General features: G+C 68.9%; 19 protein-coding genes. 4 read left to right on the plus strand and 15 right to left on the minus strand.

What is annotated here, in order from left to right:
• Positions 1 to 42: 42 nt before the first annotated feature.
• From ACJ8AT_RS20875 to ACJ8AT_RS20895, 5 genes are all read right to left on the minus strand, one after another.
• Positions 43 to 1,248 (minus strand): PEGA domain-containing protein, encoded by a 1,206-nt coding sequence (locus ACJ8AT_RS20875; protein WP_407739539.1) that lies wholly within the window; start codon positions 1,246 to 1,248, stop codon positions 43 to 45.
• A gap of 56 nt (positions 1,249 to 1,304) precedes the next feature.
• Positions 1,305 to 2,678, minus strand: a complete 1,374-nt coding sequence (locus ACJ8AT_RS20880; RefSeq protein ID WP_407739540.1) for a PEGA domain-containing protein — start codon at positions 2,676 to 2,678, stop codon at positions 1,305 to 1,307.
• 114 nt (positions 2,679 to 2,792) lie between these two features.
• Positions 2,793 to 4,724, minus strand: a complete 1,932-nt coding sequence (locus ACJ8AT_RS20885) for a type IIA DNA topoisomerase subunit B (protein WP_407739541.1) — start codon at positions 4,722 to 4,724, stop codon at positions 2,793 to 2,795.
• Between the two features lie 12 nt (positions 4,725 to 4,736).
• Positions 4,737 to 7,121: a DNA topoisomerase (ATP-hydrolyzing) subunit A gene (locus tag ACJ8AT_RS20890; protein WP_407739585.1), complete on the minus strand. Its 2,385-nt coding sequence runs from the start codon at positions 7,119 to 7,121 to the stop codon at positions 4,737 to 4,739.
• Positions 7,122 to 7,400: 279 nt separating this feature from the next.
• Positions 7,401 to 8,111: a hypothetical protein gene (locus ACJ8AT_RS20895; protein ID WP_407739542.1), complete on the minus strand. Its 711-nt coding sequence runs from the start codon at positions 8,109 to 8,111 to the stop codon at positions 7,401 to 7,403.
• 125 nt (positions 8,112 to 8,236) lie between these two features.
• Between ACJ8AT_RS20895 and ACJ8AT_RS20900 the strand changes: the two genes are divergently transcribed.
• Positions 8,237 to 8,896 carry an MBL fold metallo-hydrolase gene (locus ACJ8AT_RS20900; protein WP_407739543.1) on the plus strand — a complete coding sequence of 220 codons (660 nt, stop codon included), beginning with the start codon at positions 8,237 to 8,239 and terminating at the stop codon, positions 8,894 to 8,896.
• Between the two features lie 64 nt (positions 8,897 to 8,960).
• Here the strand turns inward: ACJ8AT_RS20900 and ACJ8AT_RS20905 are convergent, their stop codons facing one another.
• Positions 8,961 to 9,701: a M50 family metallopeptidase gene (locus ACJ8AT_RS20905; RefSeq protein WP_407739544.1), complete on the minus strand. Its 741-nt coding sequence runs from the start codon at positions 9,699 to 9,701 to the stop codon at positions 8,961 to 8,963.
• 114 nt (positions 9,702 to 9,815) lie between these two features.
• Between ACJ8AT_RS20905 and ACJ8AT_RS20910 the strand changes: the two genes are divergently transcribed.
• Together ACJ8AT_RS20910 and ACJ8AT_RS20915 are read left to right on the plus strand one after the other, a co-directional pair.
• Positions 9,816 to 11,990, plus strand: coding sequence for a S46 family peptidase (locus ACJ8AT_RS20910; protein WP_407739545.1), 2,175 nt, complete (start codon positions 9,816 to 9,818; stop codon positions 11,988 to 11,990).
• Positions 11,990 to 12,637 (plus strand): hypothetical protein, encoded by a 648-nt coding sequence (locus tag ACJ8AT_RS20915; protein ID WP_407739546.1) that lies wholly within the window; start codon positions 11,990 to 11,992, stop codon positions 12,635 to 12,637. The genes ACJ8AT_RS20910 and ACJ8AT_RS20915 overlap by 1 nt, the downstream gene beginning before the upstream one ends.
• A gap of 13 nt (positions 12,638 to 12,650) precedes the next feature.
• On the opposite strand, the gene ACJ8AT_RS20920 is transcribed toward ACJ8AT_RS20915, so the two are convergent.
• The 6 genes from ACJ8AT_RS20920 to ACJ8AT_RS20945 all read right to left on the minus strand — a co-directional run bounded on the left by ACJ8AT_RS20920 (position 12,651) and on the right by ACJ8AT_RS20945 (position 21,433).
• Positions 12,651 to 13,148 carry a hypothetical protein gene (locus tag ACJ8AT_RS20920; protein WP_407739547.1) on the minus strand — a complete coding sequence of 166 codons (498 nt, stop codon included), beginning with the start codon at positions 13,146 to 13,148 and terminating at the stop codon, positions 12,651 to 12,653.
• A gap of 48 nt (positions 13,149 to 13,196) precedes the next feature.
• Entirely contained in the window at positions 13,197 to 15,344 is a 2,148-nt protein-coding gene (locus ACJ8AT_RS20925) for a serine hydrolase (RefSeq protein WP_407739548.1), read from the minus strand.
• The gene (locus ACJ8AT_RS20930; RefSeq protein ID WP_407739586.1) at positions 15,344 to 17,095 is read right to left on the minus strand and encodes a GDSL-type esterase/lipase family protein; all 1,752 of its coding nucleotides are present in this window, start codon (positions 17,093 to 17,095) and stop codon (positions 15,344 to 15,346) included. The genes ACJ8AT_RS20925 and ACJ8AT_RS20930 overlap by 1 nt, the downstream gene beginning before the upstream one ends.
• Positions 17,096 to 17,315: 220 nt before the next feature.
• Positions 17,316 to 19,235: a DUF3488 and DUF4129 domain-containing transglutaminase family protein gene (locus ACJ8AT_RS20935; protein ID WP_407739549.1), complete on the minus strand. Its 1,920-nt coding sequence runs from the start codon at positions 19,233 to 19,235 to the stop codon at positions 17,316 to 17,318.
• Positions 19,232 to 20,440: a DUF58 domain-containing protein gene (locus ACJ8AT_RS20940; protein ID WP_407739550.1), complete on the minus strand. Its 1,209-nt coding sequence runs from the start codon at positions 20,438 to 20,440 to the stop codon at positions 19,232 to 19,234. The genes ACJ8AT_RS20935 and ACJ8AT_RS20940 overlap by 4 nt, the downstream gene beginning before the upstream one ends.
• Before the next feature lie 9 nt (positions 20,441 to 20,449).
• Positions 20,450 to 21,433: an AAA family ATPase gene (locus tag ACJ8AT_RS20945; RefSeq protein WP_407739551.1), complete on the minus strand. Its 984-nt coding sequence runs from the start codon at positions 21,431 to 21,433 to the stop codon at positions 20,450 to 20,452.
• 115 nt (positions 21,434 to 21,548) lie between these two features.
• On the opposite strand from ACJ8AT_RS20945, the gene ACJ8AT_RS20950 reads away from it, so the two are divergent.
• Positions 21,549 to 23,549: a lysyl oxidase family protein gene (locus tag ACJ8AT_RS20950; RefSeq protein ID WP_407739552.1), complete on the plus strand. Its 2,001-nt coding sequence runs from the start codon at positions 21,549 to 21,551 to the stop codon at positions 23,547 to 23,549.
• Positions 23,550 to 23,588: 39 nt separating this feature from the next.
• On the opposite strand, the gene ACJ8AT_RS20955 is transcribed toward ACJ8AT_RS20950, so the two are convergent.
• The 3 genes from ACJ8AT_RS20955 to ACJ8AT_RS20965 form a co-directional block, all read right to left on the minus strand.
• Positions 23,589 to 24,074 (minus strand): hypothetical protein, encoded by a 486-nt coding sequence (locus ACJ8AT_RS20955; protein ID WP_407739553.1) that lies wholly within the window; start codon positions 24,072 to 24,074, stop codon positions 23,589 to 23,591.
• Positions 24,075 to 24,176: 102 nt separating this feature from the next.
• A complete protein-coding gene (locus ACJ8AT_RS20960) occupies positions 24,177 to 24,686 on the minus strand; it encodes an RNA polymerase sigma factor (RefSeq protein ID WP_407739554.1) in 510 nt (169 codons plus the stop codon).
• Positions 24,687 to 24,790: 104 nt separating this feature from the next.
• Complete coding sequence (locus tag ACJ8AT_RS20965; RefSeq protein WP_407739555.1) at positions 24,791 to 26,434, minus strand: sigma 54-interacting transcriptional regulator; 1,644 nt, start codon at positions 26,432 to 26,434, stop codon at positions 24,791 to 24,793.
• Positions 26,435 to 26,475: the final 41 nt, after the last annotated feature.

Below are 26,475 nucleotides of genomic sequence, written 5' to 3' on the forward strand. Positions count from 1 at the left end.
GACTCTAGGCCGCTCCCGCCCCTGGCGGACAAGCGCCGCGCGTCACCAGTCTTCAGTACCGTTCACTGTGTCCAGCGGATCGCCCTTGATCTTCTTCTCGGTCACCTGGCGCCGGCCGCCCTGGTCGTCGGAGTTCCACTCCTCCATGCCGTGCCGGTTCTCCAGCGGGTCCGAGGCCTTCACCTTCTTCTCCCCGCCGCCCAGACCGTTGTTGACCAGATAATTCACCAGCCGGATCATCTCCGACTTCGCCTGGCCGTACTCGTCGCCCTGGAGCACCACGCGGCGGTTCGCCAGCTTCTTGCCGCTCTGCAGATCGAAGAAGCCCACCACCAGCTCCGTACCGTTGGGGCCCAGATCCTTCACCGTGCCCAGCAGGCCCCGGTCGATCGACAGCGCCTTGCCCATGGCCACCGCGGAGGGGCTCGTCTCCGTCTTGATGATCTCGGCGGACACCTTGTCCAGCTGCGCGTCGTATTTCTTATAGTTGGAGGTGGGGGTGAGCTCGGCGTTGACCTCCACGTCGTCCGGGGTGATCTCCATCAGCTCGCCGTGCTGGCGGAAGCCGGGCCGATCCAGCCGCAGCAGGTGCTTGCCCACCTGCATTGGTCCCACCGTCATCGGCGTGTAGCCCTGGAACTCGCCGTCCACGTAGACGCGAGCGCCGGCGGGCCGGGACTTCACCGTCGCGCTGCCGCGCAGCGCCGAGCTGCGGCTGGTGGCCACATTGGCGCGCAGGGCGATGAAGTCCTTGCTGTAGCGCTTGGGGTTCAGCTCGAAGGTGGGGCTGAGCGCCATCAAGTCAATCAGGTTGAGCTTGGCCTCGTCCGAGTCCCCGCGCTGGTACAGCACGGCGGCGTACAGGGCGGTGGCCTCGCACAGCTCGGCGCAGGCCTTCATCGCCCCGGCGGCGCCCTGCAGCTCCTTGAGGGTGGCGCGCAGCTTGCGCTCCGCATCCTCGTAGTCGCGGGCCTCGTAGGCCGCCAGGCTCTCCTCGAGCCCCTTGCCGCCGCGCTTGAGCGAGGCCTGGGCCTCGTCATCCGCGGGCATGCCGAAGAGATCCTCGGGCTTCTTCACGGTGAAGCCGGAGAACTGCTCGAGCGCCTCGTTCATATACGTCTCGAGCTTCACGGTATTGCCTTCAGCCCCCTGATCCATGGGGATGAGCAGTGCGCTGATGCGCCGGGCCGTCGGCGGCGGGGCGGCCAGGGCAACAGCGGGGAGGAGTGCGAGCACCAGGGCTTTCATGCGGAGACCTCGATAGCTGCCGGACGCGAGCGCGCGGACAGTCATTCAATCCGCCGCTAGAAGCCCAGCCCAGGAAGGCCGGAGATGGGACCTACCGGCCCGCCTCGGTGATCCTGAGTCGCGTAGAGGATACCACCCGTGACGACCGCCGCGCCTCCCACCACCGCCGCCCAGAACCAGGGCTTCTTGACTACTGGGGGCAGGTTCAAGGGAGTGGAGGGCTCCGCTACCAGCTTGCCCGTCAGGAAGCCGTGCACCCGGTCCGCCACGCCCGCCATGCTGGACTCGCCCTCCCGGGCCTTCATCTCCAGGTCCACGCCGCGCAGCCGGTTCTTCGTGCGCACATCCCACACCTGCAGCTCGGCCTCGGCGGGGTTGGTCTTCTTCTGCTGCACCGCGGCGAGCACCACGTAGCGCGCGCCCACCTTGTCCGCGAGGGTGGCCACGTCGGGAGGCAGGGTCTTCGAGTCAAAGGCCTTCTCGGAGGTGGCGCGGGTGGCGGCGGTGTGCAGCTCGGCCAGGGCGGGCAGCATCTCGAGCTGGGGCTTCAGCTCGGAGGCCTTGCCGGAGGCCACCTGGGGATAGGAGGCATAGGGCACGTAGCCGGGCAGGGAGATGACCACGGGCTGGCGGCCGGGGTGGACCTCCACGCCCTTGAGCGGGGTGACGCCCACATCCTCGCCGCGCACCGTCACCCGGGCGCCCGAGGGCTTCGAGTCGATGACGAGCGTGCCCGGCTTCTGCGCGTTGAACTCCTGCTGCGCGTCGGTGAAGGACGTCTGCACGTCCGAGCCGAACAGGTTGGTGTCCGGCTGCGCGCTCGGATCCGCGGCCAGCGCGCGGAGGAAGGACGCCTTCGCGCCCTGCTTGTCGCCATTGAGGAACTGGCAGGCGCCCAGGTAGACGAAGGTCTTCGAGAGCCGCTGCGGCTTCATGTCTCCGGGGTGCTTCTCGTAGGCCTCCGCGGCGGCGCTGAACTTCGCGGCGGCGGTGTCCGGATCCAGGTTGTCGTAGGCCGTCTTGCCCTGCTCGTAGAGCGCGTCGGCCTCCTTGAGCGAGGCGGGCGCGGGCGGCGGGAAGGCGGCGGCCAGATCCACGAGCTGCACGTCGGGCTGGTTGCCCAGCCGGCGCGTCAGCTCTTCCTGAATCTGGGCGGCGGCCGGCTCGGCGTTGCTGCTGCGAGCGATGGCCAGCACCACGGTCCCGTCCTCGAGCTTCTTCGGCGCGGGAGCCTGGGCGGCGGGCTCCGGCTTGGCGGCGGGCTCCGGCGTCGTGGCGGTAGGCTCGGTCTCGGGCGTGGGCTCCGGAGCGGGCGCGGGCTTGGTGACGGCGGGGCCCGGCTTCTTCTTGGAGCGGCGCGAGGACGAGGAGGCTTCAGCGCTGAGACTCAGGGCCAGCGCAAGGACGAGGAGCAGGCGTGCGGTAGACACAGCGGCGGATGCTACCCGAGCCTGCCCCCGGGACACCATTCCCGGCTGCCGGAAGAGCATCCTCCCGATGACGGAGAGGAGCCGGAGGGGATCCGGCTCCCGCTCCGGAACGGATCAGACGTCGAGCTCCTGGACGTCTCCGGCGCGATCCATGATGAACTTGAAGCGCGCGCTCACGTCCTTGCCGAGCAGGTCATTGATGACCCGGTCGGTCTCCAGGGCGTTGTCGATGGTCACCCGGAGGCTCTTGCGGTTCTTGGGATCGAGCGTGGTGGTCTTCAGCTCGTCGGCGGTCATCTCGCCCAGTCCCTTGAAGCGCATGATGTTGGGCTTGGCGTTGCCCTTGGTCTTCTCCTTGATGATGCGGTCGCGGTCCGCCTCATCCAGCGCCCAGTACGTCTCCTTGCCGAGCTCGACTTTGTAGAGCGGCGGCTGGGCGATGTAGACGGCGCCGCTCTCGATCAGCGGGCGCAGGTGCCGGTAGAAGAAGGTGAGCAGCAGGGTGGCGATGTGGTGACCGTCGCTGTCGGCGTCCATCATCAGGAAGACGCGGCCGTAGCGCAGCTTGGAGATGTCGAAGTCCGAGCCGATGCCGCAGCCCAGCGCGCTGACGATGTCCTGCAGCTCCTTGTTGCCGGCCACCTTGTCGGTGGAGGCCTGCTCGGCGTTGAGCACCTTGCCGCGCAGCGGGAGGATGGCCTGGGTGCGCCTGTCGCGGCCCTGCTTGGCGCTGCCACCTGCCGAGTCACCCTCGACGATGAACAGCTCGCTGGTGCCCGGATCCGTGGAGGAGCAGTCGGCGAGCTTGCCGGGGAGGTTGAGCCGGTGGCTGACGGCCGTCTTGCGGCTCACGGCCGCGGAGGCGGCGCGGCTGGCCTCTCGGGCGCGGGCGGCGAGGATGATGCGAGCCACCACCGCCTCGGCGATGGTCTTGTTGTCGTTGAGCCACTTCTCCAGCGCGGGGCGCAGCACGCCGTCCACCTGGGCGGTGACTTCCGGGTTGTTGAGGCGGCCCTTGGTCTGGCCCTGGAACTGGGGCTCCACCACGTAGACGGAGAGGATGGCCGTCAGGCCCTCGCGGATGTCCTCCGCGGTGAGGGTGACCCCCTTGGGCGTCAGCTCATGCGTCTCGATGTAGTTGCGCACGGCCTTGACCACCGCGCCGCGCAGGCCCGCCTCGTGCGTGCCGCCCTGCGCGGTGGGGATGCCGTTGACGTAGGAGCGGATGTTCTCGTCCGTGGCCTCGGTCCACACCAGGGCGGCCTCCAGGCGCACCCCGTTGTCACGCGAGTGGTAGAAGCCGGTGCTCCCGGCGGGCACCACGGGCTTGGCGCGCTCGGCCACCCACTTGTTGAGGTACTCGGCGATGCCGCCGTCGTGCTTGTAGGTGATGTGGACGTGCGGATGGGCGGTGTCGTCCTTCCAGACGACCGTCATGCCCTTGTGGAGGTAGCTCTTGGCCTCCAGGCGCTCGCGGATGAGCTCGGCGTCGAACTTCTGCTTCTCGCCGAAGATCTCCGGATCCGGCTCGAAGGTGGTGGAGGTGCCGGTGCCGCGGGCGGGGCCCTCCACGCGCAGGGGGCTGGCGGGCTTGCCGCGCCCGTACGTCTGCACGTGCTTCTTCTGATCGCGCTTGATCTCGACGATCATCTTGCGCGACAGGGCGTTGACCACCGAGCTGCCCACGCCGTGCAGACCGCCCGAGTGGATGTAGTTGCCCTGCTCGAACTTACCGCCCGAGTGTAGCGTGGTGAGGATGACCTCCACCGCGGGCTTCTTGTACTTCGGCATGATGTCCACGGGGATGCCGCGCCCGTTGTCCACCACGGTGATGGTGCGCCCATCCTTGTGGAGGGTGACTTCCACGGTGGTGGCGTAGCCGTTGATGACCTCGTCCACCGAGTTGTCGAGGATCTCCCACAGCAGGTGGTGATAGCCCGTGCTGTCGGTGCCTCCGATGTACATGGCCGGGCGCTTGCGCACCGGCTCCAGGCCCTCGAGGACCTGGATGTCTGCACCTGTGTACGTTTCCTTCTTCGTCGCCATGGCGTCCCTCGACTACTCCTTCTTCTGCTCGGGCAGCGGGATGAAGGTGACGGGCCGAGCCACCTCCTTGACCGCATCCTTCCGCGACATCTCGTGGCCCTTGCCGCCGCGGCCTGTCACCTCGTACTTGGCGGGGTGCAGGCTCAGCTTGCGGCCCTTCTGCGTCTCGAACTCGATGGCCTTGTCCTTCTGGCCCGGCGGCACCGCGAGGAACTCCACCACGCGGTCGGTCTCCTCCACCTTGATGACCATGACGCCCTTGCCGGGGCCCTGCAGCTCGTTCACCTCGTTGGCCTTGCAGACCAGGGCGTTGGTCTTCTCGGTGAGCACCGCGAGCAGATCCTTCTCGCCCACCGGCTGCACGCCGATGATCTCGTCCTTCTCGCCCGTCTTGGCGTAGCGGCGGCCGGAGCGGGTGGAGACCTCGGTGTGGCCCTCGAGCGCGAAGCGCAGGCCCAGGCCGTCCCTGGTGACGGCGATGAGCTTCTCGGGCCGGGAAAGCCGCCCGTCCAGCGACAGCGCGCCGACGATGCGCTCGTTGTCGTCGAACTTGAACAGCTTCTGCACCGGGTCGCCGTAGCCGGTGGAGGCCGGCACGTCATTGAAGCGGGTGACGTAGGCGGCGCCCAGGTTGCTGAAGAGCACCAGGTTGGCCTTGAGGCTGCCGGCCAGCACCGTCATCACCGCGTCGCCCTCGCGCAGGCGGGTGGTGGACGGATCCTTGACCTCCTTCACGCGCTTGATCCAGCCGTCACGCGTGAGGACCACGTGGGCGTCCTCGTCCGCGATGAAGGCCTCCTCGTTGAACTCCACCTCCTCGGCGCCCGCGCCGCCGATGCGGGTGCGGCGCTTGTCCGCGTAGGCGGCCTTGATCTGATCCAGCTCGTCCTTGACGGTGCTCCAGATCTTCTTCTTGTCCTTGAGGATGCTTTCGATCCGCTTGATCGCGGCGCGCTTCTCCTTGAGCTCCTCCTGGACGACCAGGATCTCCAGCCGGGCCAGCTTGTAGAGCTTCATCTCCAGGATGGCGTCCACCTGGACCTCATCCAGCTTGAAGCGGGCCATCAGCTTCTTGGCCGCGTCCTGCTTGCCCTCGGAGGCGCGGATGATGCGGATCATCTCATCGAGCGCGTCGTAGACCTTCTCGAAGCCCTCGAGGATGTGGACGCGCTTCTGCAGCTCGGCCAGCTCGTGCTGGAAGCGCTTGGTGACGACGTCGAAGCGGAAGTCCAGGAAGTGCTGGAGGATGGTCTTGAGATCCAACCGGCGGGGCGCGCCCACCTCCGGGTTCTCCGTGGGCACCAGGCAGGTGAGGTTCACGCCGAACGTCGTCTGCAGCGGCGTGTGCTTGAACAGGTACGCCATCACCAGCTCGGCGCTGGCCTCCTTCTTGATCTCCAGGACGATGCGCACCTCCTTGGTGGACTCGTCGCGCACGTCCAGCAGCAGCGGCAGCTTCCGTTCGCGCACCAGGTCGCCGATCTTGGCCACCAGGGTGCTCTTGTTCACCGTGTAGGGGATGGAGGTGATGATGATGAACTGGGCGCCCTTCTTGTTCTCCTCGGTGTTGTACTCGCCGCGGATGCGGATGCTGCCCTGGCCCGTCTCGTAGATCTCCCGCAGCTCCTGCTTGGAGTTGAGGATCTGCCCACCGGTGGGGAAGTCCGGGCCCTTGATGAACTTCATCAAGTCGCGGACCGTCGCCTCCTTGTCCTGGATGAGCATCACCAGCGCGTCGCACAGCTCGCCCAGGTGGTGCGGAGGGATGTTGGTGGCCATGCCCACCGCGATGCCAGTGGTGCCGTTCATCAGCAGCTGCGGCACGCGGGCGGGGATGACAATGGGCTCGAACAGGGTGCCGTCGTAGTTGGGGCGGAAGCCCACCGTCTTCTTGCCCAGCTCGCCCAGCAGCTCGCTGGCGATGCCGGCCATGCGGCACTCGGTGTAACGCATGGCCGCCGCGGCGTCGCCGTCCAGCGAGCCGAAGTTGCCGTGGCCGTCCACCAGCGGGTAGCGCAGCGAGAAGTCCTGCGCCATGCGCACCAGCGCGTCGTAGATCGCCGTGTCGCCGTGCGGGTGGTACTGGCCCATGATGGTGCCGACCACCTTGGCCGACTTCTGGTACTTGGCGTCCTGGGTGAGCCGGTGGTCGTGGTACATCCCATAGAGGATGCGGCGCTGCACCGGCTTGAGGCCGTCACGCACGTCCGGCAGGGCGCGCGAGGTGATGACCGAGAGGGCGTAGTTGAGGTACCGGCGGCGGGCCTCTTCGGCGAGCGGGGCCGCGGTGAAGTCGCCACCGCCGCCACCACCGGCCGCGGCGGTGCCTCCCCCATTGCCTCCGTCGCCCGAGGCTCCCTGCTTCTTGCGTGTCTTGGAATCGGCTTGTGCGAGCATGCTCATGTGTTCAGGCAAAGGGACATCCGTTTCCCGAACGCGGCGCGCGCCTCGCGCACTCCACGCTCCCGGACGCGGTGTGTGTCTGGCGGCCCGCCTACCATGGCCGACTGACAAAGGGAACGAATTCGAGGGTTTGCGGCCTCTCGTGATCCGAATATCTATACAGGCGTTCAGGTGTTTCCGCTACGAGAAGCAACTCCCGAGGCGAGGAAAACATGTCCGCGCTGCTTGCCTGGCCGGTGGGTGATCGGGACGGAACGTGTGGGAGAGGCGCGACTAGCCGTGGTTGTCGCCGGTCTTCGGAGGGGCGTCCAGGCGGGTGCCGGCTTCCTTGGCCTTCCCCCAGCCCTTGCTGGTGCCGCTGCCGCGGAAGATGCGGACCCCGGAGCTCGAGCCTCCGCTGAGCGTGCCGGCGATCGTGGCCTGGAGCGGCTTGGCGGCGGGCGGGTGGTAGATGACGCGCACCTTGCGAGCCGAGGGCAGGGTGGGGCCGGTGGCGTCGATGAGCAGGTAGACGGTGTTCTCGTCGAGCTGGATGCGCTCGGGATCCTGGTGGTTGTTGAGATCGGCCAGCGCGTCACCGTCCTCCACGGACTTGGACTCGCCGGTGAGCTGGCGCACCTTGACGCGCAGCTGGGCGCTGGAGCTGGTGCCCTTGTACTCGCGGACGCCCTGGATGATGACGGCCATGTCGGCGCCGGTCTCCGGGTGGTTCTTGCCGAGCTGGATGCCGGTGGTGGTGTTGGCGTCGGTGTCGAGCAGGACGATGGCGTTGGCGCAGTGCGTCTTGCACTGCTCGCCCCAGGGCTCCTTGTCGAAGCGCAGGCGCATGGCGAAGTCGCTGCCCTGGGGGGCGATGAGGGCGTCGGCGATGACGGGGCGCTCCTCATCCTTGGGCGCGGTGTAGCGGAAGGTGGAGCGAGGGGGCGCGGCGGCGCTCGTGCTGGCAATCAGGGTACAAGCGAGCGTCAGCAGCGATCTCTTCACGAAGGGCCTCCAGGGGCGTGGCGGACGGGCTATTCAAGAGCGAAGCGGTTCACACCTTCAAGGCGAGCTTACCCGCATTAGAGTAGGGGCGCGCCTGGGGGAAACCTGGGGGAGGAGACATACCCATGCAGACGCCATACGTCCGTCAGCTCAAGTTGGGGCCGATGGACAACTTCGTGTACCTGGTGGGGATGGAGGGCTCGCCCGAGGTGCTGGTGGTGGATCCGGCCTGGGACGTGGCGGCCATCGAGCGGGCGGTAGCGGAGGAGGGCAAGCAGCTGGTGGGGGCGTTCGTCTCGCACTGTCACAAGGACCACACCAACGGGCTGACGGAGCTGCTGGCGCGCCACGATCTCCCCGTCTACGCGCAGCGCGAGGAGGTGGAGTTCTCGGAGGATCTGCGCCAGCTGGCGGGAGATGCGCTGCGGCCGCTGGGGCCAGGGGATGTCGTCCCGGTGGGAGGGAGGAACTTCCTGGCGCTGCACACGCCGGGGCACACGCCGGGCTCGCACTGTTTGCTGGCGGGGGACTCGCTGGTGTCGGGGGACACGCTCTTCATCAACGGGTGCGGGCGGTGTGACTTGCGAGGGGGCAGTCCGGAGGACATGTACCGCTCGCTGAGCCAGGTGCTGCTGAAGGTGCCGGACAAGACGCGGCTATGGCCAGGGCACGACTACGGGCAGGTGCCGGTGGCGGCGATGGGCGAGGTGCGCCGCACCAACCCGTACTTGGCGTTCCCGGACGTGGCCTCGTTCGTGGCCTACCGGATGCGCCCGCGGAAGTGAGGCGCTCTGCCTTCAGAGCAGCTCAGGCGCGCACGGCGGTGACTCGCCGCCCGGCGAAGGAGCGTCAGGACCGCCGGGCGGAGGTCAGCGGAGGCATGCGCATCTGCGTGGGCCGGCTGTCCGCGTGCAGCGACTTGTACGCGGCCCACCCGAGCAGCGAGATGCCCAGCAGCGTCCACAGCCCCGCCCAGACAATGGCGGGTACCCACGTATGGCCCGCCAGCAGGGCCGCGTCGCTGCCCGCGCGCACCCGGCTGTCCCACAAGTCACTGCGGAAATCGAACAGCGCGTAGAGCGCGGTGAACGCCGCGAGGAACAGGTTCACCACCTCCACCACGCCCTCCGGCAGGAACTTCGCCGCCAGCCCCAGCACCACCGAGGTACCCACACAGAACGCCAGCGTGAAGGAATCCCGCGCGTACAGCACTCCCATCACCGCCAGCCACACGCACGCCGCGCCCAGCACCACCCGCCGCAGCCGGAAGCGGAACGTCGCCAGCAGCAGCACCGCCCCCATTACCGCGCTCCCCAGATAGCCCGCCGAGAAGACGATGATCTGCCGCACCACCCCTGGCGGCAGCGCCGAGAGGCACGCCCCGGACTCGTCGGAGCGCAGGGTGATGCTCTGCACCGAACCCCCGACGATCAGCGAGGCGATCGCATGCCCGCTCTCATGCATCATCACCACCAGCAGCTTGACCGGCCGCAGGACGGGCGAGTCCCAGAAGAACCAGCCGACTCCCAGGAAGACGAGCAGGAGCAGCACTCGCCCCATGTCCAGCCTGGCTCCACTCGCGGTCTGCATCGCGTCTTCCTCCAGCCTTGGCAACACGCCTGCTCGCACCATCTTCCGCCGAAAAAGCCCGGTCCGCACACGAACGGTCGCCTGCGGGCCTCGGACGGGGTAGGGAAAGGCCCCATGAAGAAGACGCTCCTGCTCCTGGCTCTGGTTGCAGCCCCAGCGCTCGCCGGCGAGGGAAAGTGGACCCCTCAACAGGTCCTCGAACTGAATCCAACCTGGCTCAAGGCCCAGGGGCTCCAGGTTCCTCCCCAGCGGCTGTGGGACCCCAAGCGGGGAACGGGGTTGCTGGCGGGCGCTGTGAACGTGGGTGGGTGCACTGGGGCCTTCATTTCCTCCACCGGCCTCGTCATCACCAACCACCACTGCGCCTTCTCCATCATCCAGGAGCACAGCTCCCCGCAGCGCGATCTGATCACCCAGGGCTATCTGGCCACCAGCCGCGAGGCGGAGCTACCCGGCAAGGGCGCTCGCATCCAGGTGCCGCGCAGCTTCACGGATGTGACCAAGGACGTGCTGGCCGCGGTGCCCGCTGGCGCGGATGACCTGGCGCGTTACAAGGCCATCGAGCACAAGCAGAAGGAGCTCGTCGCCGAGTGCGAGAAGCGCCCCGCCACGCGCTGCCAGGTGGCCACCTTCGACGGCGGCGTCCAGTACGTGCTCGTGGACTCGGTGGAGTTGACGGACGTGCGGCTCGTGTATGCGCCGCCTCGCGCGGTGGGCGAGTTCGGCGGCGAGGAGGACAACTGGATGTGGCCGCGCCACACCGGCGACTTCGCCATCGTCCGGGCGTACACCGCGCCAGACGGCTCGGCGGCGCAGTACAGCGAGAAGAACGTGCCCTACAAGGCGGAGTTCTTCTTCCCGCTGGCCACCCAGGGCGTGAAGCCCGGGGACTTCGTGATGGTGCTCGGCTACCCGGGCATCACCTTCCGCACCCTGCTGGCGGACGAGATGGCCAAGAGCCAGTCGCGCTACTACCCGCGCATCATCGACGCGGTCGGCGAGTCCATCCGCATCCTCGAGGAAGAAGGCGAGAAGGACCCAGCCGGGAAGATCTCCGTCGCCTCGATCCTCAAGGGCCTGCACAACTGGCACAAGAACGCCGAAGGGCAGCTCGCGGGGCTCAAGCGTGGGCACATCATCGAGAAGCAGCGCGAGGCCGAGGAGGCCGTGGTGCGCTGGGCCGAGAAGAAGCCCGAATTCGCCCCAGCGCTGAGTGCGCGCGTCGAGCTGCTCTCCCGCGTGGAGGACATGGACAAGACGTGGGAGCGCGAGTTCCTGCTCGGAAACCTCCGGGCTGGTGCGCGCGGCGTCTCCATGGCGGTGACGCTGTCGCGCCTGGCGCGCGAGCGGGCGAAGCCGGACCTGGAGCGCGAGCCCGCCTTCATGGATCGCGAGCACCCCCGGATCAAGGATCAGCTCGAGCGCGAGCAGAAGAACCTCTTCCTGCCCGCGGAGAAGCGGCTGCTCCAGGCCTTCGTGCGGCGTGCCCAGGCGCTGGGACCCGAGGCGCGCATCGCCGCCGTGGACAAGCACTTCGGCGCCAAGGCCACGGACAAGGAGGTGGCCGCGAAGATCGACGCCCTGTACGCGGGCACGAAGCTGCTCACGCTCCCCGAGCGGATGGCCATGTTCGCTGAGACCGAGGCCCAGCTCCAGGCGCGCAAGGATCCGCTGCTGGCCTTCGGGCTCGATCTGGCCACCGAGGTGGCCGCGCTGGACGAGCTGAAGGACCGCCGGGATGGCGCCTCGAGGCGCCTGCGCCCCGAGTGGCGCCGGGCGGTGCTGGCCCACGCGGGCAAGCCCGTGGCTCCGGATGCCAACGGCACACTGCGCGTCACTTTTGCCAAGGTGCAGGGCTACGCGCCGCGCGATGGAGTCGTCTACACGCCGCAGACTACCCTCGCGGGTGTGCTGGCCAAGAACACGGGCGCCGAGCCCTTCGTCGTGCCGGACAAGCTGCTCGCCGCGGTGCAGGCGAAGCACTTCGGGAAGTGGGTGGATCCAGGGCTGAAGGACGTGCCGGTGGACTTCCTGGCGGACGCGGACACCACGGGTGGCAACTCGGGCAGCCCCACGGTGAACGGCAAGGGCGAGCTGGTGGGCGTGAACTTCGATCGCGTCTGGGAGAATGTGGCCAACGACTTCGGCTACAACCCGGACGTGGCGCGCAACGTCAGCGTGGACGTGCGCTATGTGTTGTGGATGCTGGATCAGGTGGAGGACGCGGACGCGCTCCTGCGCGAGCTGGGCGTCCGCAAGGGCCCGCCGGTGGCCCAGGAGAACCGCTGATGTCGGAAGACTCGACGCCCGCGCTGCCCGTCTTCAAGCCCGAGGAGCGGGTCTGCGGCAACTGCAAGATGTGGAGCCCGCACTCGGTGGATCACCGGGGGTGGGTGGGGCCGTGCCGCATCTACCCGGGGCGCGGGCTGTTCCCGCCCTCGGCGCCCCTGTGTGACAAGTTCACGCCGCGCGGCGGGGTGAGCGTTCCAGAGGCCGCGCCGGCCGCTCGCGCCAGGGCGGTGCGCAGCGTGGCCCCGGTGGTGCGGCGCAAGAGTGATCCGAACGAGATCGTCGACCTTGGAGACCTGAACATGACGCGCGAAGAGCTGATGGAGATCTTCCGGGAGGCCGCCGGAGAGACCGAGGCGCCCCCGCTGGCGGGCAAGTGGGAGGGCGGCACGCTGCGGCTCATCCCGGGCAAGACGGACCTGCAGGCCAAGGACCTGCCCATCGACAACCTGTTCCACAAGGTGGTGATGGTGCGGGACAGGCTGCGCACGCTGGAGCAGAAGCTCAACGCGCACCCGAAGCTGTCGGACGCCGAGAAGGTGGAGATGCAGAGCTACATCACCCGCGTCTACGGCTCGCTGACGAGCTTCAACATCCTGTTCCGCGAGAAGAACGATCAGTTCGTGGGCCAGAAGGGCGACGAGTAGCCCGCCCCGTGGCTCAACGGCGGCCGACCATGGCCCCCATCGTGTAGCGCGGAGGCGGGTAGATCTTCGAGATCACCGCGCCGAGGAGGGGGATCTCATAGGCCCTCCACCGGAGCGACTCGACGCGATCCTCGAGCGTGGCGCCTTCCTCGAAGGAAGCAGCCTGCTTCGAGCTGACCCGCAGCAGCAGCGGCAGCAGGAGCACGATCGCGAAGGACGCCGCGGTGGCCAGGGCCGCCACCATGCGCACCCGCGCCCGCCGCACGCCCACCGGGCAGTCGCGCGTGAGCACCGTGCCGTCCCAGCGCCGGTAGAGCCGGACGCACAGCCGGCCGTTCGTGCGCTGCACCAGGCTCTCCACTTCGGCCGTGCTCATCTCGCGCACGTTGTAGACGTTGAGCTTGCAGCTTGCGCAGTGACGGGTCCGCTCGTCCCCCTTCATGTTGTCCCAGCGCTCGTAACAGGGCGATGCGATCTGGAGCTTCTGAAGATCGAACTTTCCGTCCGTCATGGGGCCTCCCGCGGAGCCGCCATTCTCGCACACCGTGTGAAGTAGGCGCTACTGGGACGGGACGGCTTGGAGCGGAGCAGGGGAGGCCGCCGGCACCGTGGCGAGCCCTTTCTCCCGCTCCAGCGCGGCCTGGGACGCCTCTGTGTCGCCTTCCTCACGCTCGCGGACCGCCAAGGCCCGCCACAAGGTGGGCGAGCCCGGATGCAGCTTCACGGCGATGCGCAGCAGCTCGAGCCCCGTGGGCAGGCGCTTCGCCCGCGCCAGGAGCTTCTCGGAGGACAGGGCCTCGGGGCCCGTGGGCCGCTCGAAGGCGCGCCGGTAGAGCAGCTCCGCCGCCTCGACATCTCCCGCTTGGAGGAACGCCTCTGCTCGGGCGGCCAGCGCTGGGATGGAGCCCGGGTGGTTCTTCACGGCCCACTCCAGCAACTTCGCCGACTGCTCCGGAGGCGTCTTCGGCGACTTCGCCAGCGCGAGCACTTCCTCGGAGTAGTCCGGGTGGATCGGCGCCTCCTGGAATGCGTGCTCGAGCGTCTCCAACGCCAGACGCAGATCCGGAACCGAGCGAAGTGACACCGTGCGCAGCTCCGGCGTGTTCGCCTTTCGCCACGGCCCCGCGAGCCTCATGACGTCCGCGCGCACGGCAGGCGAGAAGCGGAGCTCTTCGGGGCAGTGCGCCTTCTCGCAGGCGCGCAGGTAGTCCTCGAAGAAGGGCAGGGCTCCTTCGGCGGGGTAGGCGGCCAGCGCCTCGGGCCCGAACACCGAGGCGATCCGCTCCGCCATCTGGACGCCCACCCGGATGAACAGGCGCCCGGCGCGGGGTTGGTGGGCCTGCTTCAGCTGCTTCAAGGCGGCGCGCGAATCCGCCGTGAGCGTGTCTCGGGACAGCAGCTTGGAGGCCTCGGCGAAGGCGCTCGGGAGATCGCCGGGCTCGGGAGGAGCGGCGTAGCCAGCCTGGTGGAAGGTGTACCAGGCCCGGCCGTACGAGTAGATCCGGAACAGGCCCTCGTGGAGCACCTCGTCCACCGGATCCGTCGCGTGGACCGGGCGCCGGCGGGTGCCTCCCTCCAGGAGCACCTCGAGGAGCGAGCTGTAGATGTCCTTCAGCAAGTCCCCTTGATCCTCGACGTTCGTCTCCAGCGCGATCACCACGCGCTCGGCGGGCACGAGCAGCAGGAAGGTGCTCGTCTCGGGCTGTCCGCCCGCGTGCGCGACGAGGTAGTGGCCTCGCAGCGGATAGGTGGCGAACCCCATCCCGTAGTCGGTGAGCCGGCCGTCCCGCGTCTCCATCGACACCTGCATCATGCGGGTGGTCTCGGGCTTGACGAGCGTGCTGGCCATCACCGCGCGCCCGAACGCGAGCAGATCCACCACCGATGCGCGGCCCCCGCCGCCGCCGTAGCGCGACGAGACATCCAATCGGTAGGAGTGGGCGAGGCCACCGCTGGTGAGGCGATAGCCCACGGCCTGCCACGCATCCCGCGTCCGGAAGTCGTCCAGCGCCGCGTGCTCCATCCCGGCGGGTCCGAAGACCCGCTGCTGCAGGTACTGCCCGAAGGGCATCCCCGAAGCCCGCTCCACGAGCGCCCAGAGCAGGTTGAAGCCGTAGGAGCTGTAGACGAACTCGGTGCCGGGCTCGGCCACCAGCGGCCAGTCCTTGAACAGCCCGAGTGCCTCGGAGGTGCTCATGTGCTTCGTCACCCGGTTCTCCTTGGCCGGGTCCTTGTAGTGGCTCACTCCCCCCAGGTGGCCGAGCAGCTCCCGCACCGTGACGGGCCAGGGCTTGGCGGGGAACTCCGGCACCCACTTGCGGATGTCATCATCCAGCGACACCTTGCCCTCCTCCACGAGCTGCAGGACGCAGATGGCGGTGAAGCTCTTGGTGATGGAGGCGGTGCGGTACGTCGTCCGAGGCGTCGCCCGGAGCCGCTGCTCGACGTTGCGGAAGCCGAAGCCTCCCGTCCACGCGAGGTCTCCCTTGACGATGCCCACCGAGAGCCCGCCGGCCAGCCGGCCTTCGAGCTGCTCGTGGAGCCGGGCCTCCAGGGCCCGCACCATCTGGGGCGGGAAGGACTCCGTGCCGGGAGGAAGCTGCGCGGGCTCGTGCTTGCTTCGAGGCGCGGCGGCGACGGCCGTGGACAGCACCACTCCGAGCGCCAGCAGCACACCGGGGAGGCCCCCCGCTCTGGGTTGCCGCATCAGCGATCGCTCCGAGGCTCGACGAGCGAGTCATGCCGGACGAGCTCCGCCAGCAGCCACGCGCCCAGCGTCACCCCGCGGTCGAGCGGATCCTGGAGATCCGGGGGCAGGGCCGGGAGGGTGACCGGGAGGCAGGGCTCCTGGCTCGGGGCCGTGCCGCTCGACGAGACGAGCGACGCACAGCGCAGGCTCACGGGTCCCGACGTCGCGATGGTGCCAGGCAGCGCGTGAGCGGCGCCGGGATCGAGCACGAGCCACCGGGCCTCCTCGGAGCGCGGCGTCCAGGCTCGCGCCGCCGAGAGCACCCGCTGGATTCCTCCCGTTAGCGGATCCTTGGGGTCTCCGGGGAGCAGCGTCACGAGTGGGGCCTTTCGCCAGGGCGAGGTCTCGTGGGGGAGCAGATCGCTCCCCACCAGCGTGGCCCAGGCCTCCGCGAGCGCATAGGGCTGCTCGGCGCGCGGAGTCTCGGACCAGGCCTTCAGGAGCGAGTCCGCCAGCATCGCCCCCAACACATCGAGTCCCTGCCCGCGCGGGTGCACCAGATCTTCATGCAGCAGTCCCCGGGCATTGAAGCGCTCCAGCGAGCCCTTGCCACCCATGGCCGTGTACATGTCGAAGAACGCGCACCCTTCCTGCTGGGAGATGGTCAGCTCCAGCTCGATCACCTCCAGCAGCTCGGCCCGCTGCTGGAACGGCTTCGGCGCCTCGGGTCCCAGCACCGCGTCGAGCGGCCCCACCATCAGACACGCCGAGCCGGGCGCGCCCTGCTTGATGCGCTGGATGAAGCGGTGGAAGTCCCGCTCGACCTTCTCGAAGGTGGAGCGCCCCCACTGCAGCCGCTTCACCTCGTTGCCGCCCAGCATGATGAGCACCAGGTTGGGCGCACGGGAGCGGAGCTGCTCGGTGACCATCTCCTCGTCTGCGTGGAGGAAGAGGCTGGCGTCCGCCGCGGCGACGCCCAGGGTGTCGAGCACCAGGCCCGGGCCCGGCCGGTCGAGCACGAGCCCCTGGATGACCGTGCCGCTCTTGTGAGCGATGAGCTCCAGCGAGGCCGCGCCCTGGGGGAGCGTGAAGTCCGTGCTCTGGGCGTGGCCATCATTCTGGGGAGAGATCTGCACCAGGGGCTTGCCGTCGATGCGGAGCTCGATGGGGCCTGCGCCCTTGTCCACCCAGAACAGGGTGCCCTTCGTCTCTCCCGAGAGACGGAAGCGCGAGCGGGCCCGCGGCATCTTGGAGATGTGGACGATTCCGGCGAGCCCAAAGGGAGCGGGCGAAGGCTGGAGATCGCCCACCGTGTGCACCTCCCAGCCCTCCCCCGAGTTGCCGGTGCGAGCCCGGGGGCCGTAGTCCGCGAGCTTGTCGATCAGGAGCAGTCCGCGGCCGCCGTCGCCGAACAGGCGGACCAGATCCTCGCGGACGACATCCACGATGCGATCCGACGCGATGAGGGAATTGCCGAAAGCAGCGATCGTGACGCGCGAGGAAGCATTCCCCGAGCGAACGTCATCCAGCGCGGAGAAGAAGGGATCGAGCGTCGTGCGTGCGCAGAAGGGCCCCGCCCACTCGGTGCAGGGGTTCTCCACGGCGGCTCCCGGAGCCTTGAGCGCGGCGGCGAGCTGGAAGAGTTGTTGGTCTCGGTGCGTTGGCTCGGGAAGGCGGCGAGACGGGACCAGCGCCAGCGTGCGGGCGATGGCGCGCGCCGCCGCGATGCGAACAGCTTCCCGGTCCAGTGGCTCTCCCAAGGCTGGCACTGGAGCGGTGGGTGGAGGCGTGGCATCCGTTGCACGGGCGGCTCGGACCGGGACCAGCGTGATGACGGCCACCCACGCGGCGACCACGACGGTGGCGATCCGTCTCGAGGTCCCCCCACGCCGAGGGACCCCCTGCGGGGGCTGAACGTCCATTGTCTCCAGTCTAGCCGCACCTCCGGGGCTGGCTAGAGAGCAGCCGAGGAAGCAGGGGCGGCACGGCTCACGGGTCCTGACGGAGGTGGTGTTCGAGCTCCGTGGTGAGCTTCCCGAGTGAGGCGGGATCGGCGGGGCCGCCTCCATAGCGGGCTCGGCGGTAGCGGGTGATGAACTCCTCGGCCAGGGCTCCGGCGCGCTCTCCCCGAGCGGCGCGCAGGCGGCTGAGCAACTCCTCATCGGTCTCGGTGGGAGCCGGGACGAGGCCCGCTCCTCGCTTCATCGCGCGGAGGTAGCGTGCGTAGGCCGTCTCCAGTCCCGGATCCGCTCCACGCATGGCGTGGCGAGTCCGGGGATCTCGTCCGCGCCTGTATCGCCGGAACAGGCGCCACGCGACGCCAGCGGCCACGGCCAGCCAGGTCAACGGGAAGCTCGCCACATCGGACAGAACCTCCAAGGGCGCATCCAAGAGGCGCGAGGTCCACCGGCGAAGCGTGGAGGTGAACGCCTGCCATGCGGCGGCCCAGGTGCTCATGCGTTGCTGCTCCTGGAGGGCCTCGCGGCTCCGCCAGGGAGTTGGATCGAAGGCGACGAAGCGCCCTTCCTCCGGGAGATAGACCTCCACCCAGGCGTGAGCGTCCTGCTCGCGGATCAGGAAGGCCTTCGAGAAGGGGTTCTTCTCCTGGGGGACGAAACCTCCGGCCATGCGCGCCGGGATGTCCAGGCTGCGCAGGAGCGCCGCCATCGCGCCCGCGAAGTAGATGCACCACGCGGGTCGCCGCTCGCGGATGAGCACGGCCAGGGGGCTGCCCTGTCCGTTGAGGTCCACCGAGAGCGAGTACTCGAAGTGCTCACGGAACCACTGCTCCAAGGCCTCGGCCCGGGCCCGCGGCGTGGCGGCGCCTCGCGTGAGCTCCAGCGCCAGCGGGCGCAGCTCGGCTCGGAGCTCCTCGGGCAGCGCCGTGAGCGAGCCATCCGGAGGCGGCTCCGGGGGAAGCTGCTCGCGCTGCTCGTGGAGCAGGGTGAGGGTGGTCCCTTGCTTCCCGTCCGCTCGGAGCATCCAGCCTCCGAGGACCGTGGGCGCCAGGCCCCGGACCGCGCGGACCCCGGCGGGAGCGGGGAGGTAGGGGCGCAGGGACTCCAGCAGGGTGAGCTCGGTGGAGCGCAGCGGCTCGTCTGGCTTGGGAGGCGTCAGCGTCAGGAGGGCCTGGGTGAGCGTGCGGGAAGTGGCCCAGCTCGTCCCATCGAACGTGTCGAACACCGTCGTCCGCAGCCGCTCCGGGCGGTCACCCCTCAGCTCCATGAGGAGCCGGCCCGTCTTCGGCATATGTCCCATGCGATAGAGATTGACCTCTGACTGCAGGGCCGCGCCTGGCATGCGAGGGACGTTCTCGACCATCCTCATGAGCGTCGACGACAACACGCCCTCGCTCGCGAGCACGAAGCGAAACACCCCGAAGGAAGCTCCCACCACCAGCAGCACGAAGGCGCCAAAGCCGAGCGCTCCCACCAGCCCCGCCCGCCCCATGCGCCCCCGGACGAACGCGACCACCACGAGGCTCGCGGCCACGAGCGCCAGCCCCACGTACACCGCGCCGGAGCCACGGACCGCCGCGCTGAGCGCCGACAGCAGCAGGGCATAGGTGATGGCGTAGGTCTGCCGCCCCGAGAGGGCACAGATGGTGGTGAGCCCCACCAGGGCGCCGCTCAGCGGCCCCATGACGAGGGGAGGAATCGGACCTGGCACGGGCCAGAACGGCGTCAGCGCCGTACCCACAGCGCCTCCGATGATGCCCGCGATCAGCAGCAGCCGGGACGAGTGCGTGAACTTCCTGCCGAGGCTCACCAGGACGGCCAGCAGCACCGCGGCGGGGACGCACAGCAGCCAGCGGTCATGGGACAGCGCGTGCAGGGCCAGCGCGGCGAACACCGGCAGCAGCTCCGCTCCTCGCTCCAGGCGGGAGACATGGGCGGGCGTCTCGCTCATGGCAGCTCCACCACTTCGTCGGGGGCGAGCCCCTCGGGCCTGCGATCGGGCCGCACCGAGAGCACCCTCACGGCCACCCCGTGCGCCTTCAGCTTGCGGATCAGCTCGGCTCGCGCCTCATCCCAGTCCATCATCACCAGGACGACCGCGGAGAGCTTGCGAGCCTCGGGCAGCAGCACCGCCTCCAGCGCGTTCATGTCCAGCCGATCCTCCGCCTCGAGGCAGGCGAGGATCTCCAGGATGTGCTCGAAGTGCGCCAGCGCGCGGCCCGCCTGGAAGTGAAACACCTGCGAGCCGGCGGCGAAGATGTCGATGATGTACTCCTGGCGCGCGAGCACGTCGGCGATGCCCGCGGCCAAAGAGAGGCTGCGCTCGAAGAGCGCGTCATCGCTGACGCTGCGCGACTCCACGTCCAGCACCATGGCGAGCCGGACGAAGTACTCCTCCTGGTACTCCTTCACCACGAGCCGGCCGGTCCTCGCCAGCGAGGGCCAGTGGATGTCCCGGGTGCGGTCGCCCTCGCGCCACTCGCGAGTGCCGGCCAGCTCGGTGGACTCGCCCACGCTGGAGGCGATGGGGATGCCGCCCGGCTGGTAGTTGCGGCCATGGGGCACATCGAAGCGCGCCAGCGGAGTGAAGCGCGGGTACACCAGGAGCCGCTCCTTGCCCGGCGCGCGGCGCGGCCACTTCACCAGCGCGGAGGGAAAGAAGCTGGAGGCCTGGAGCCACGGCAGCTCGTAGGCCCCACGTGTGGCGCAGGCCAGCGACAGGCTCACCTCGGCCCGCTCGCCGGGCCCGAGTGCCTCGATCACGGGAGGCTCACCCACGGGCTTCAGCTCCGGAGGCAGGTTGCGCTCCTCCACCACCACCTTGCGAGCGGGCCTCCGGGTTCGGTTCTCGACCACCACGCGATAGAGCAGGGTGTCGCCCGCGGACACCGGAGGCGGCAGGCGCCGGGAGAGCGTGAGCCGGGGCCGGAAGGGCAGTCCGGCCGAGAGCCCCACCAGCAGCACTCCGGCGCAGAAGGAGAAGAAGACGATCGCCGGCTGGAGCCCCCAGAGCATCATCAGCCCCGCGGCTCCCGCGGCCCACAGCATGGCCTGCCCGAGCGGCGTGAGCCACGAGCGGTAACGATCGTTCAGGAACCGGATGAAGCGGTGCTCCTCCGGGGGCATGAAGAAGGACCAGCGTCGGCGGCGAGCCATGGCGAGCGCCTAGCGGGGCAGGGGGACAGCGGAGACGATGTCCCGGGTGAGCGCCTGCTTGTCGGTGCCGGCGTAGCGGGCGCGGGTATCCAGCACCAGCCGGTGGGTCAGCACGGGGACGGCCAGGGCCTTGAGGTCCTCGGGCAGCACGAAGTCACGGCCGTTGGCGAGCGCTCGGGCCCGGGCCATGCGGCCGTAGACGAGCGCCCCGCGCGTGGACACTCCGAGCCGGACGCTGGCGTGGCTCCGCGTGGCGTGAATGACGCGCAGCAGGTAGTCCGCCACGGAGCCCTCCATCCGCACCTCCTCCACCGCTCGTTGCAGCGCGACGATCTCCTCCAGCGTGCACACCGTCTCGAGCTGACCCACGGGCTGGGGGCCGCGCTGCTCGGTGATCAGGGCGCGCTCCTCGGCCTCGGGGGGATAGCCGAGCGAGAGCTGGGCTGCGAAGCGATCCAGCGAGGCCTCCGGCAACGGATAGGTGCCGTGGAACTCCACCGGGTTCTGGGTGGCGATGCACAGGAAGGGCGAGGGCAGCGAGCGTGTCTCTCCATCCACCGTCACCTGCTGCTCGGAGAGCCCCTCCAGCAGCGCGGACTGGGTGCGCGGGGAGGCCCGGTTGATCTCATCGGCGATCAGCACGTTCGCGAAGATCGGGCCGGCCTTGAACCGGAAGGTGCCATCCTGGGGATTGAAGAGGGACGTGCCGACGATGTCGGTGGGCAGCAGGTCCGGCGTGAACTGAACCCGCTTGAACGCCCCACCGATGCTGAGCGCCAAGGCCTTGGCCAGCGTGGTCTTCCCGGTGCCGGGCACGTCCTCCAGCAGCACATGTCCGCCCGCGGCGACGCAGCAGAGGACCAGCTCCAGGGCCTCGCGCTTGCCGCGGATGGCCTTCTCCAGATTGCCCAACAGCCTGACGATGAGGGTGCGAGCGTTCCCGGTCTGTTCGGCGCTCGGGGGAGGTGAGATCTGGGCGGGTGCCATGCGCATGGCCTCAGCGTATCAGCCCGCGCCGCGCTCACGGAGAGGCTGTCAGGCTTGTACCCCCCGTGACAAAGGCCCCGCCTCCGAGCGATACCTGGGGAAAACCCACTGGGGGGACTTCGTGAACAAGATCCTGTGCTTCCTGGGAGCAGTCGCATGCCTGGGCCTGTTGAGCGGCTGTGATGACGATGGGACCTACGTCGCCACCATGCCGGAGCCTCCCGCTCTGGCGCGCCTGAGCCCTGGGGGAAGCGGGACGCTGTCCCTGGCACTGCGGAACGATGGCACCGCGACGTGGAAGACCGGGCAGGTGAAGCTGGCCCTCACGGACACGCCCGAGTGGAGTGGCACGCTGGAGCTCGCGAAGGAGACGAAGCCTGGGGAGATGGCCTCCTTCGAGGGGAAGGCTACCGCGCCGGCTCAGCCTGGGCTCCACTCGTTGAAATGGACGCCTCGGCACAAGGGCACCGCCTTCGAGAGCGCCGTGGAAGCTCAGGTGGAGGTGACCTGCTCCGACGGCATCTTCTGCAACGGCGAGGAGCGCTTCGCCAACGGCGAGTGCGTCGCGGGGCCGCCCCCGTGCGATGACGGCACAGCGTGCACCACGGACGCCTGCGACGAGCAGCGGCAGGCCTGTCATCACACCCCGTCCGGCGAGTGCGCGATCTGTGGCGCGACCTGCGCCCCCGATTGCACGGGCAAGCAGTGCGGCGACGACGGGTGCGGAGGCGAGTGCGGCACCTGTGCTGCAGGCCAGGGCTGCGCGCAGGCCCTCTTCCAGTGCAAGCCCGAGACGCAGCCGGGGACCTGCCGCTCTCCGCTGCCGCTCCTGGCGGACGGTGTCCCAGCCCTCGGCGACCACACCATCGAAGGTGACAGCTCCGGAGGGATCCACCAGGTGGTGCCCTCCTGCAACAGCACCAGCACCGCGGTGGAGACCGTGTACACCTTCACCCTCACCGAGCGGCTCGGCCTGGAGGCGCGCTCTTCCGGCTATGACACCGTGCTTCACCTCCGCAAGAAGCGCACCGCGGATGGCGTGGCCGACTGCCTCGATGACACTCCGGCGAAGACGGTCGCGTGCAGTGACGACTCGTCGCCTCCGGGCAACTACGGCTCGCGCATCACCGTGGCGCTGGACCCGGGGACCTACTACCTGATTGTCGACGGCTTCGACTCGTCCCAGTCGGGCCCCTTCACGCTGAGCGTCCGCTTCGCCAAGGACGGCTGCGTCCCCAAGTGTGATGGCGTGTACTGCGGCGGCAGTGACGGCTGCGGCGGCAACTGCGGCGTCTGTGGCGACGCTCAGACCTGTGTGAAGGGGCGATGCTTGCCCAGCCCCTGCTTCCCCAGCTGTGACGGGAAGGAGTGCGGGGATGACGGGTGCGGAGGGCAGTGTGGCTTCTGCCCGGGAGAGACGCTGTGCGTCCTGGCCACCGGCAAGTGCGACACCTTCCCGGACTGCGATCACCTGCGCCCCACGTGCTCGCCGGCCTGCGGCGCGTCGGAGTTCTGCGGCACGGACTGCACCTGCCACAAGGTCGACGAGCCCCTGCCGGACCTGGTGGTGGACGAGAAGCGGCTGCGGGACGAGATGCTCTTCGACACCATCTACGTCACCGACAACTCGTGCGCGAAGGTGGAGAACTGCGTGACGGGCACGGGGGAGCGCCGGGTGCTGCGCTTCAGCGTGGAGGCGCTGAACCAGGGCAGCGCGACCCTCACCGTGCCGCCTCCAGCCAACCGGCCCGACCTCTTCACGTTCTCCCCCTGCCACGGGCACTTCCACTTCAGCGGCTTTGCCTCGTACGCCCTGCTGGACCTGAAGGGGCACACGGTGCTCACCGGCCGCAAGCAGGCCTACTGCATGGAGGACACCGAGCGCGTCGCCGAAGGCCCCCAGGTGGCGTGCTCCAAGCAGTTCACCTGTGACAACCAGGGCATTCAGCGTGGCTGGTCGGATCTCTACGGCAACACGCTCGACTGCCAGTGGCTGGACATCACGGACGTGGCCCCGGGCGACTACCGCCTCCAGGTCACGCTCAATCCGGCGCGGGCCTTCCAGGAACAGACGCTCGACAACAACACCGCCAGCGTCCCGGTGACCATTCCTCCGCCGTGACACCCAGGCAGGGGGGCGCGCCTTCGCGAGGGGGCGCGCTCAGTAGGACGAGTCCTCCGACGCCACGGCTCCCCCTTTGATCTGGTGGCCGCGGAGAGTGTCGGCCGCGGGGCCCACCACGGGCCACTGCTGCGCCTCTTCCTTGTAGCGGACCTGGCGCGCCCAGAACCCGGAGAGCCCTCCGGGGGCGCTGACCTGGACCACGGTGGCGAAGATGGCGGCGACGAAGGCCACGGTGGCGAGCACCCCCGAGGCCATGCGCATCCGGACCTTGCGCAGGCCCACCGGGCAGTCGGCCGTGATCACCGTGCCGTCCTTGCGCTGGTAGATCCGCGCGCAGAGCCGCCCATTGGGCTGGCGGAGCAGCTGCTCGACCTCGGACATCGTCATCTCGTGCAGGTTGTACACGTTGAGCTTGCAGCTCGCGCAGTGGCGGACCCGATCGTCACCCTTCATGTTCTCCCAGCGCTCGGAGCAGGGAGAGGCTACGTTGAGCTTCAGCGGGTTTTTCGCGGCGCGTGCCATGAGGCCTCCCGACGAGTGCTGAGGAAACTCCCACACTTCCGCCAGGACGAACATCCGTCACTGGGAGGATGAGTGACGGACAGGATGAGGCCCACTCCGCGCTCACGGGCGCTGGCCGCGCTCCTCCAGCACCTCGAGCGCGCGCACGCGCCCTCGGTGCAGCGAGCTCTTCACCGTGCCCTCGGGGATGCGCAGCACCTGGGCGATCTCCGGGTAGCTGAAGCCGCGCACCTCGCGCAGCCAGAGCACCTGGCGCTGCAGCTCGCTGACCTCGTTCAGCGCGGCGCCGAAGTGCCGCTGCATCTCCTCGCCCGCGGCCTGCGCCTCCGGAGAGGTGGGCTCCTGCGGCTCGTGGCTCAGCCGCTCGCGGCGCTTGCGCGCCCGCAGCCAGTTGATGCTGCTGTTCACCATCACCCGGTGCAGCCATGTGGTCCACGCCGCTCGCCCGCGGAAGCCCTCGGGCTTGCGGGCCAGCCGCGTGAACACGTCCTGCACTACATCCTCCGCGTCATCCGCGTCTCCGACGATCCGCCGCGCGATGGCCAAGGCCCGTGTACGATGCTGGAGGTAGAGCTGTGAGATGGGGGGTAGCCCGGCGACACCGGCAACCATGACATGCCTCCTGTGGCCCCCGCATAAGGGGCTTGGGGCATGAAACGCACGAAGGGCTCAAAGGATCTCTGGCCGTGGCGCGGTGCGTGATGTCGGTGAGCGGCTTACTCCGGCTCCTCGTCGCTCTTCGTGAAGCCCCAATCCCTCAGACGCTTGAAGAGGGTGGAGCGTGCCAGGCCCAGCTCCTTGGCCGTCCGGTCCCGGTTGTTCTGGTAGCGGCGGAGGGTGGTCGCGACGATCTGCCGCTGCACCAGCTCCATCATCTCGTCGAGGCCGATGCCCCCGGGGAAGTCGAAGGTGAGGGTGAAGGCGCCCACCGCGCCGCGGCTGTACTCCTGATCAAAGGAGATGTCGTCTACTTCGATGCGGGGACCCTTGCGCAGCAGCAGGGCGCGGTGCACCACGTTGCGCAGCTCGCGGATGTTGCCCGGCCAGGAGTGCTTCCGGAGCTTCTCCACGGCGGCCTGGGTGAGCTTCACCGACTGCCCTCGCGGCGCGTACGTGCGCACGAAGTGTTCGGCCAGCACCGAGAGATCTCCCTGCCGGTTGCGCAGCGGCGGGAGCAGCAGGGGGATGACGCAGAGCCGGTAGTACAGATCCTCGCGGAACTTGCCTTCACGCGCGTGGGCCAGCAGATCCCGGTTCGTCGCGGCGATGACTCGCACGTCCACGTGGGTGGGGCGGCTGGAGCCCACGCGCTTGATCTCTCCGCTCTCCAGCGCGCGCAGCAGCTTGGCCTGGAGATCCAACGGCAGCTCGCCGACCTCGTCCAGGAAGAGGGTGCCTCCGTCGGCCTCCTCGAAGGCGCCTCGGCGCTGGAACTGGGCTCCGGTGAAGGCGCCCTTCTCGTGGCCGAACAGCTCGCTCTCGATCAGCTCCTTGGAGATGGCGGCGCAGTTGATGGGGATGAAGGGCTTGTCCGCGCGAGTGGAGCAGGTGTGCAGCGCCTTGGCCACCAGCTCCTTGCCGGTGCCGGACTCGCCGAGGATCGCCACCGAGGCGGGGGAGGGCGCCACGCGCTCGATGAGCTCGATGAGGTTCCGCACGGACGGATCATTGCCGATGAGGCCGTGGAAGGCCGACTCCTGCCGGCCTCGCGACAGCGGCTCGAGGATGAGCTCCGTCTCGCCCACGCGCAGCACGGTGTTCAGGGGGACCTCCACCTCGAAGACGCGCATGCCACCCAGGAAGGTGCCGTTGGTGGAGTTCAAGTCCACCACGTGGAAGAGGCCGTCCTTGCGCGTCACCTTGAGGTGCCGGTTGGAGATGAACCGATCCTGGATGACCATGGCGTTGGACGGATCCTTGCCGATGATGAAGGTCTCCCCGGAGATCTCGTGGATCAGCTCGGTGTCGCCCTGCTTCACGCGCACCTGGGCGGGCTGCGACTCCCCCGGCTCCCGGGGCCGCTCCTGGATATCCGTGCGGCGGCCCACGCCGGTGGGCCCCTCGCTGTCCGAGCTGCTGCGCTCGCGGAACACGGCGCGCCACTGGCCCAGGGAGAGATCCACTCCGTCCGGCAGCTCGCCGTGGCTCATCAGCTTGTCGGCCACGAGGGTGCCCTTGCCGGACAGATCCTCCAGCTTGCAGCTCTTCCCGTCATAGATGAGCGCCACGTGCTGCCGGCTGACCTCCGGATCGGGGATGACGACGTCGCACCGCTCGCCGCGGCCGAGCACCACCCGCTCCTTGTCCACCGCGAACCTGAGCACTTCCGCGCCACGTCGAAAGAACACCAACTCCGGCATGCCGGCCTCCATGAGGGACAGGAGGCTTATACATACGCTGG

Origin of the sequence: Hyalangium sp. (assembly GCF_045802625.1) — a bacterium.
In the GTDB taxonomy this organism is placed as follows: domain Bacteria; phylum Myxococcota; class Myxococcia; order Myxococcales; family Myxococcaceae; genus Hyalangium.

What these genes read in the sequence shown, in the direction of transcription:
- ACJ8AT_RS20920 (WP_407739547.1), bottom strand. Translation starts at nt 13,148, where the DNA reads ATGACGGACGGAAAGTTCGATCTTCAGAAGCTCCAGATCGCATCGCCC.
- ACJ8AT_RS20890 (WP_407739585.1), bottom strand. Translation starts at nt 7,121, where the DNA reads ATGCTCGCACAAGCCGATTCCAAGACACGCAAGAAGCAGGGAGCCTCG.
- ACJ8AT_RS20965 (WP_407739555.1), bottom strand. Translation starts at nt 26,434, where the DNA reads ATGCCGGAGTTGGTGTTCTTTCGACGTGGCGCGGAAGTGCTCAGGTTC.
- ACJ8AT_RS20910 (WP_407739545.1), top strand. Translation starts at nt 9,816, where the DNA reads ATGAAGAAGACGCTCCTGCTCCTGGCTCTGGTTGCAGCCCCAGCGCTC.
- ACJ8AT_RS20960 (WP_407739554.1), bottom strand. Translation starts at nt 24,686, where the DNA reads ATGGTTGCCGGTGTCGCCGGGCTACCCCCCATCTCACAGCTCTACCTC.
- ACJ8AT_RS20955 (WP_407739553.1), bottom strand. Translation starts at nt 24,074, where the DNA reads ATGGCACGCGCCGCGAAAAACCCGCTGAAGCTCAACGTAGCCTCTCCC.
- ACJ8AT_RS20885 (WP_407739541.1), bottom strand. Translation starts at nt 4,724, where the DNA reads ATGGCGACGAAGAAGGAAACGTACACAGGTGCAGACATCCAGGTCCTC.
- ACJ8AT_RS20940 (WP_407739550.1), bottom strand. Translation starts at nt 20,440, where the DNA reads ATGGCTCGCCGCCGACGCTGGTCCTTCTTCATGCCCCCGGAGGAGCAC.
- ACJ8AT_RS20935 (WP_407739549.1), bottom strand. Translation starts at nt 19,235, where the DNA reads ATGAGCGAGACGCCCGCCCATGTCTCCCGCCTGGAGCGAGGAGCGGAG.
- ACJ8AT_RS20900 (WP_407739543.1), top strand. Translation starts at nt 8,237, where the DNA reads ATGCAGACGCCATACGTCCGTCAGCTCAAGTTGGGGCCGATGGACAAC.
- ACJ8AT_RS20905 (WP_407739544.1), bottom strand. Translation starts at nt 9,701, where the DNA reads ATGCAGACCGCGAGTGGAGCCAGGCTGGACATGGGGCGAGTGCTGCTC.
- ACJ8AT_RS20945 (WP_407739551.1), bottom strand. Translation starts at nt 21,433, where the DNA reads ATGCGCATGGCACCCGCCCAGATCTCACCTCCCCCGAGCGCCGAACAG.
- ACJ8AT_RS20875 (WP_407739539.1), bottom strand. Translation starts at nt 1,248, where the DNA reads ATGAAAGCCCTGGTGCTCGCACTCCTCCCCGCTGTTGCCCTGGCCGCC.
- ACJ8AT_RS20925 (WP_407739548.1), bottom strand. Translation starts at nt 15,344, where the DNA reads ATGCGGCAACCCAGAGCGGGGGGCCTCCCCGGTGTGCTGCTGGCGCTC.
- ACJ8AT_RS20915 (WP_407739546.1), top strand. Translation starts at nt 11,990, where the DNA reads ATGTCGGAAGACTCGACGCCCGCGCTGCCCGTCTTCAAGCCCGAGGAG.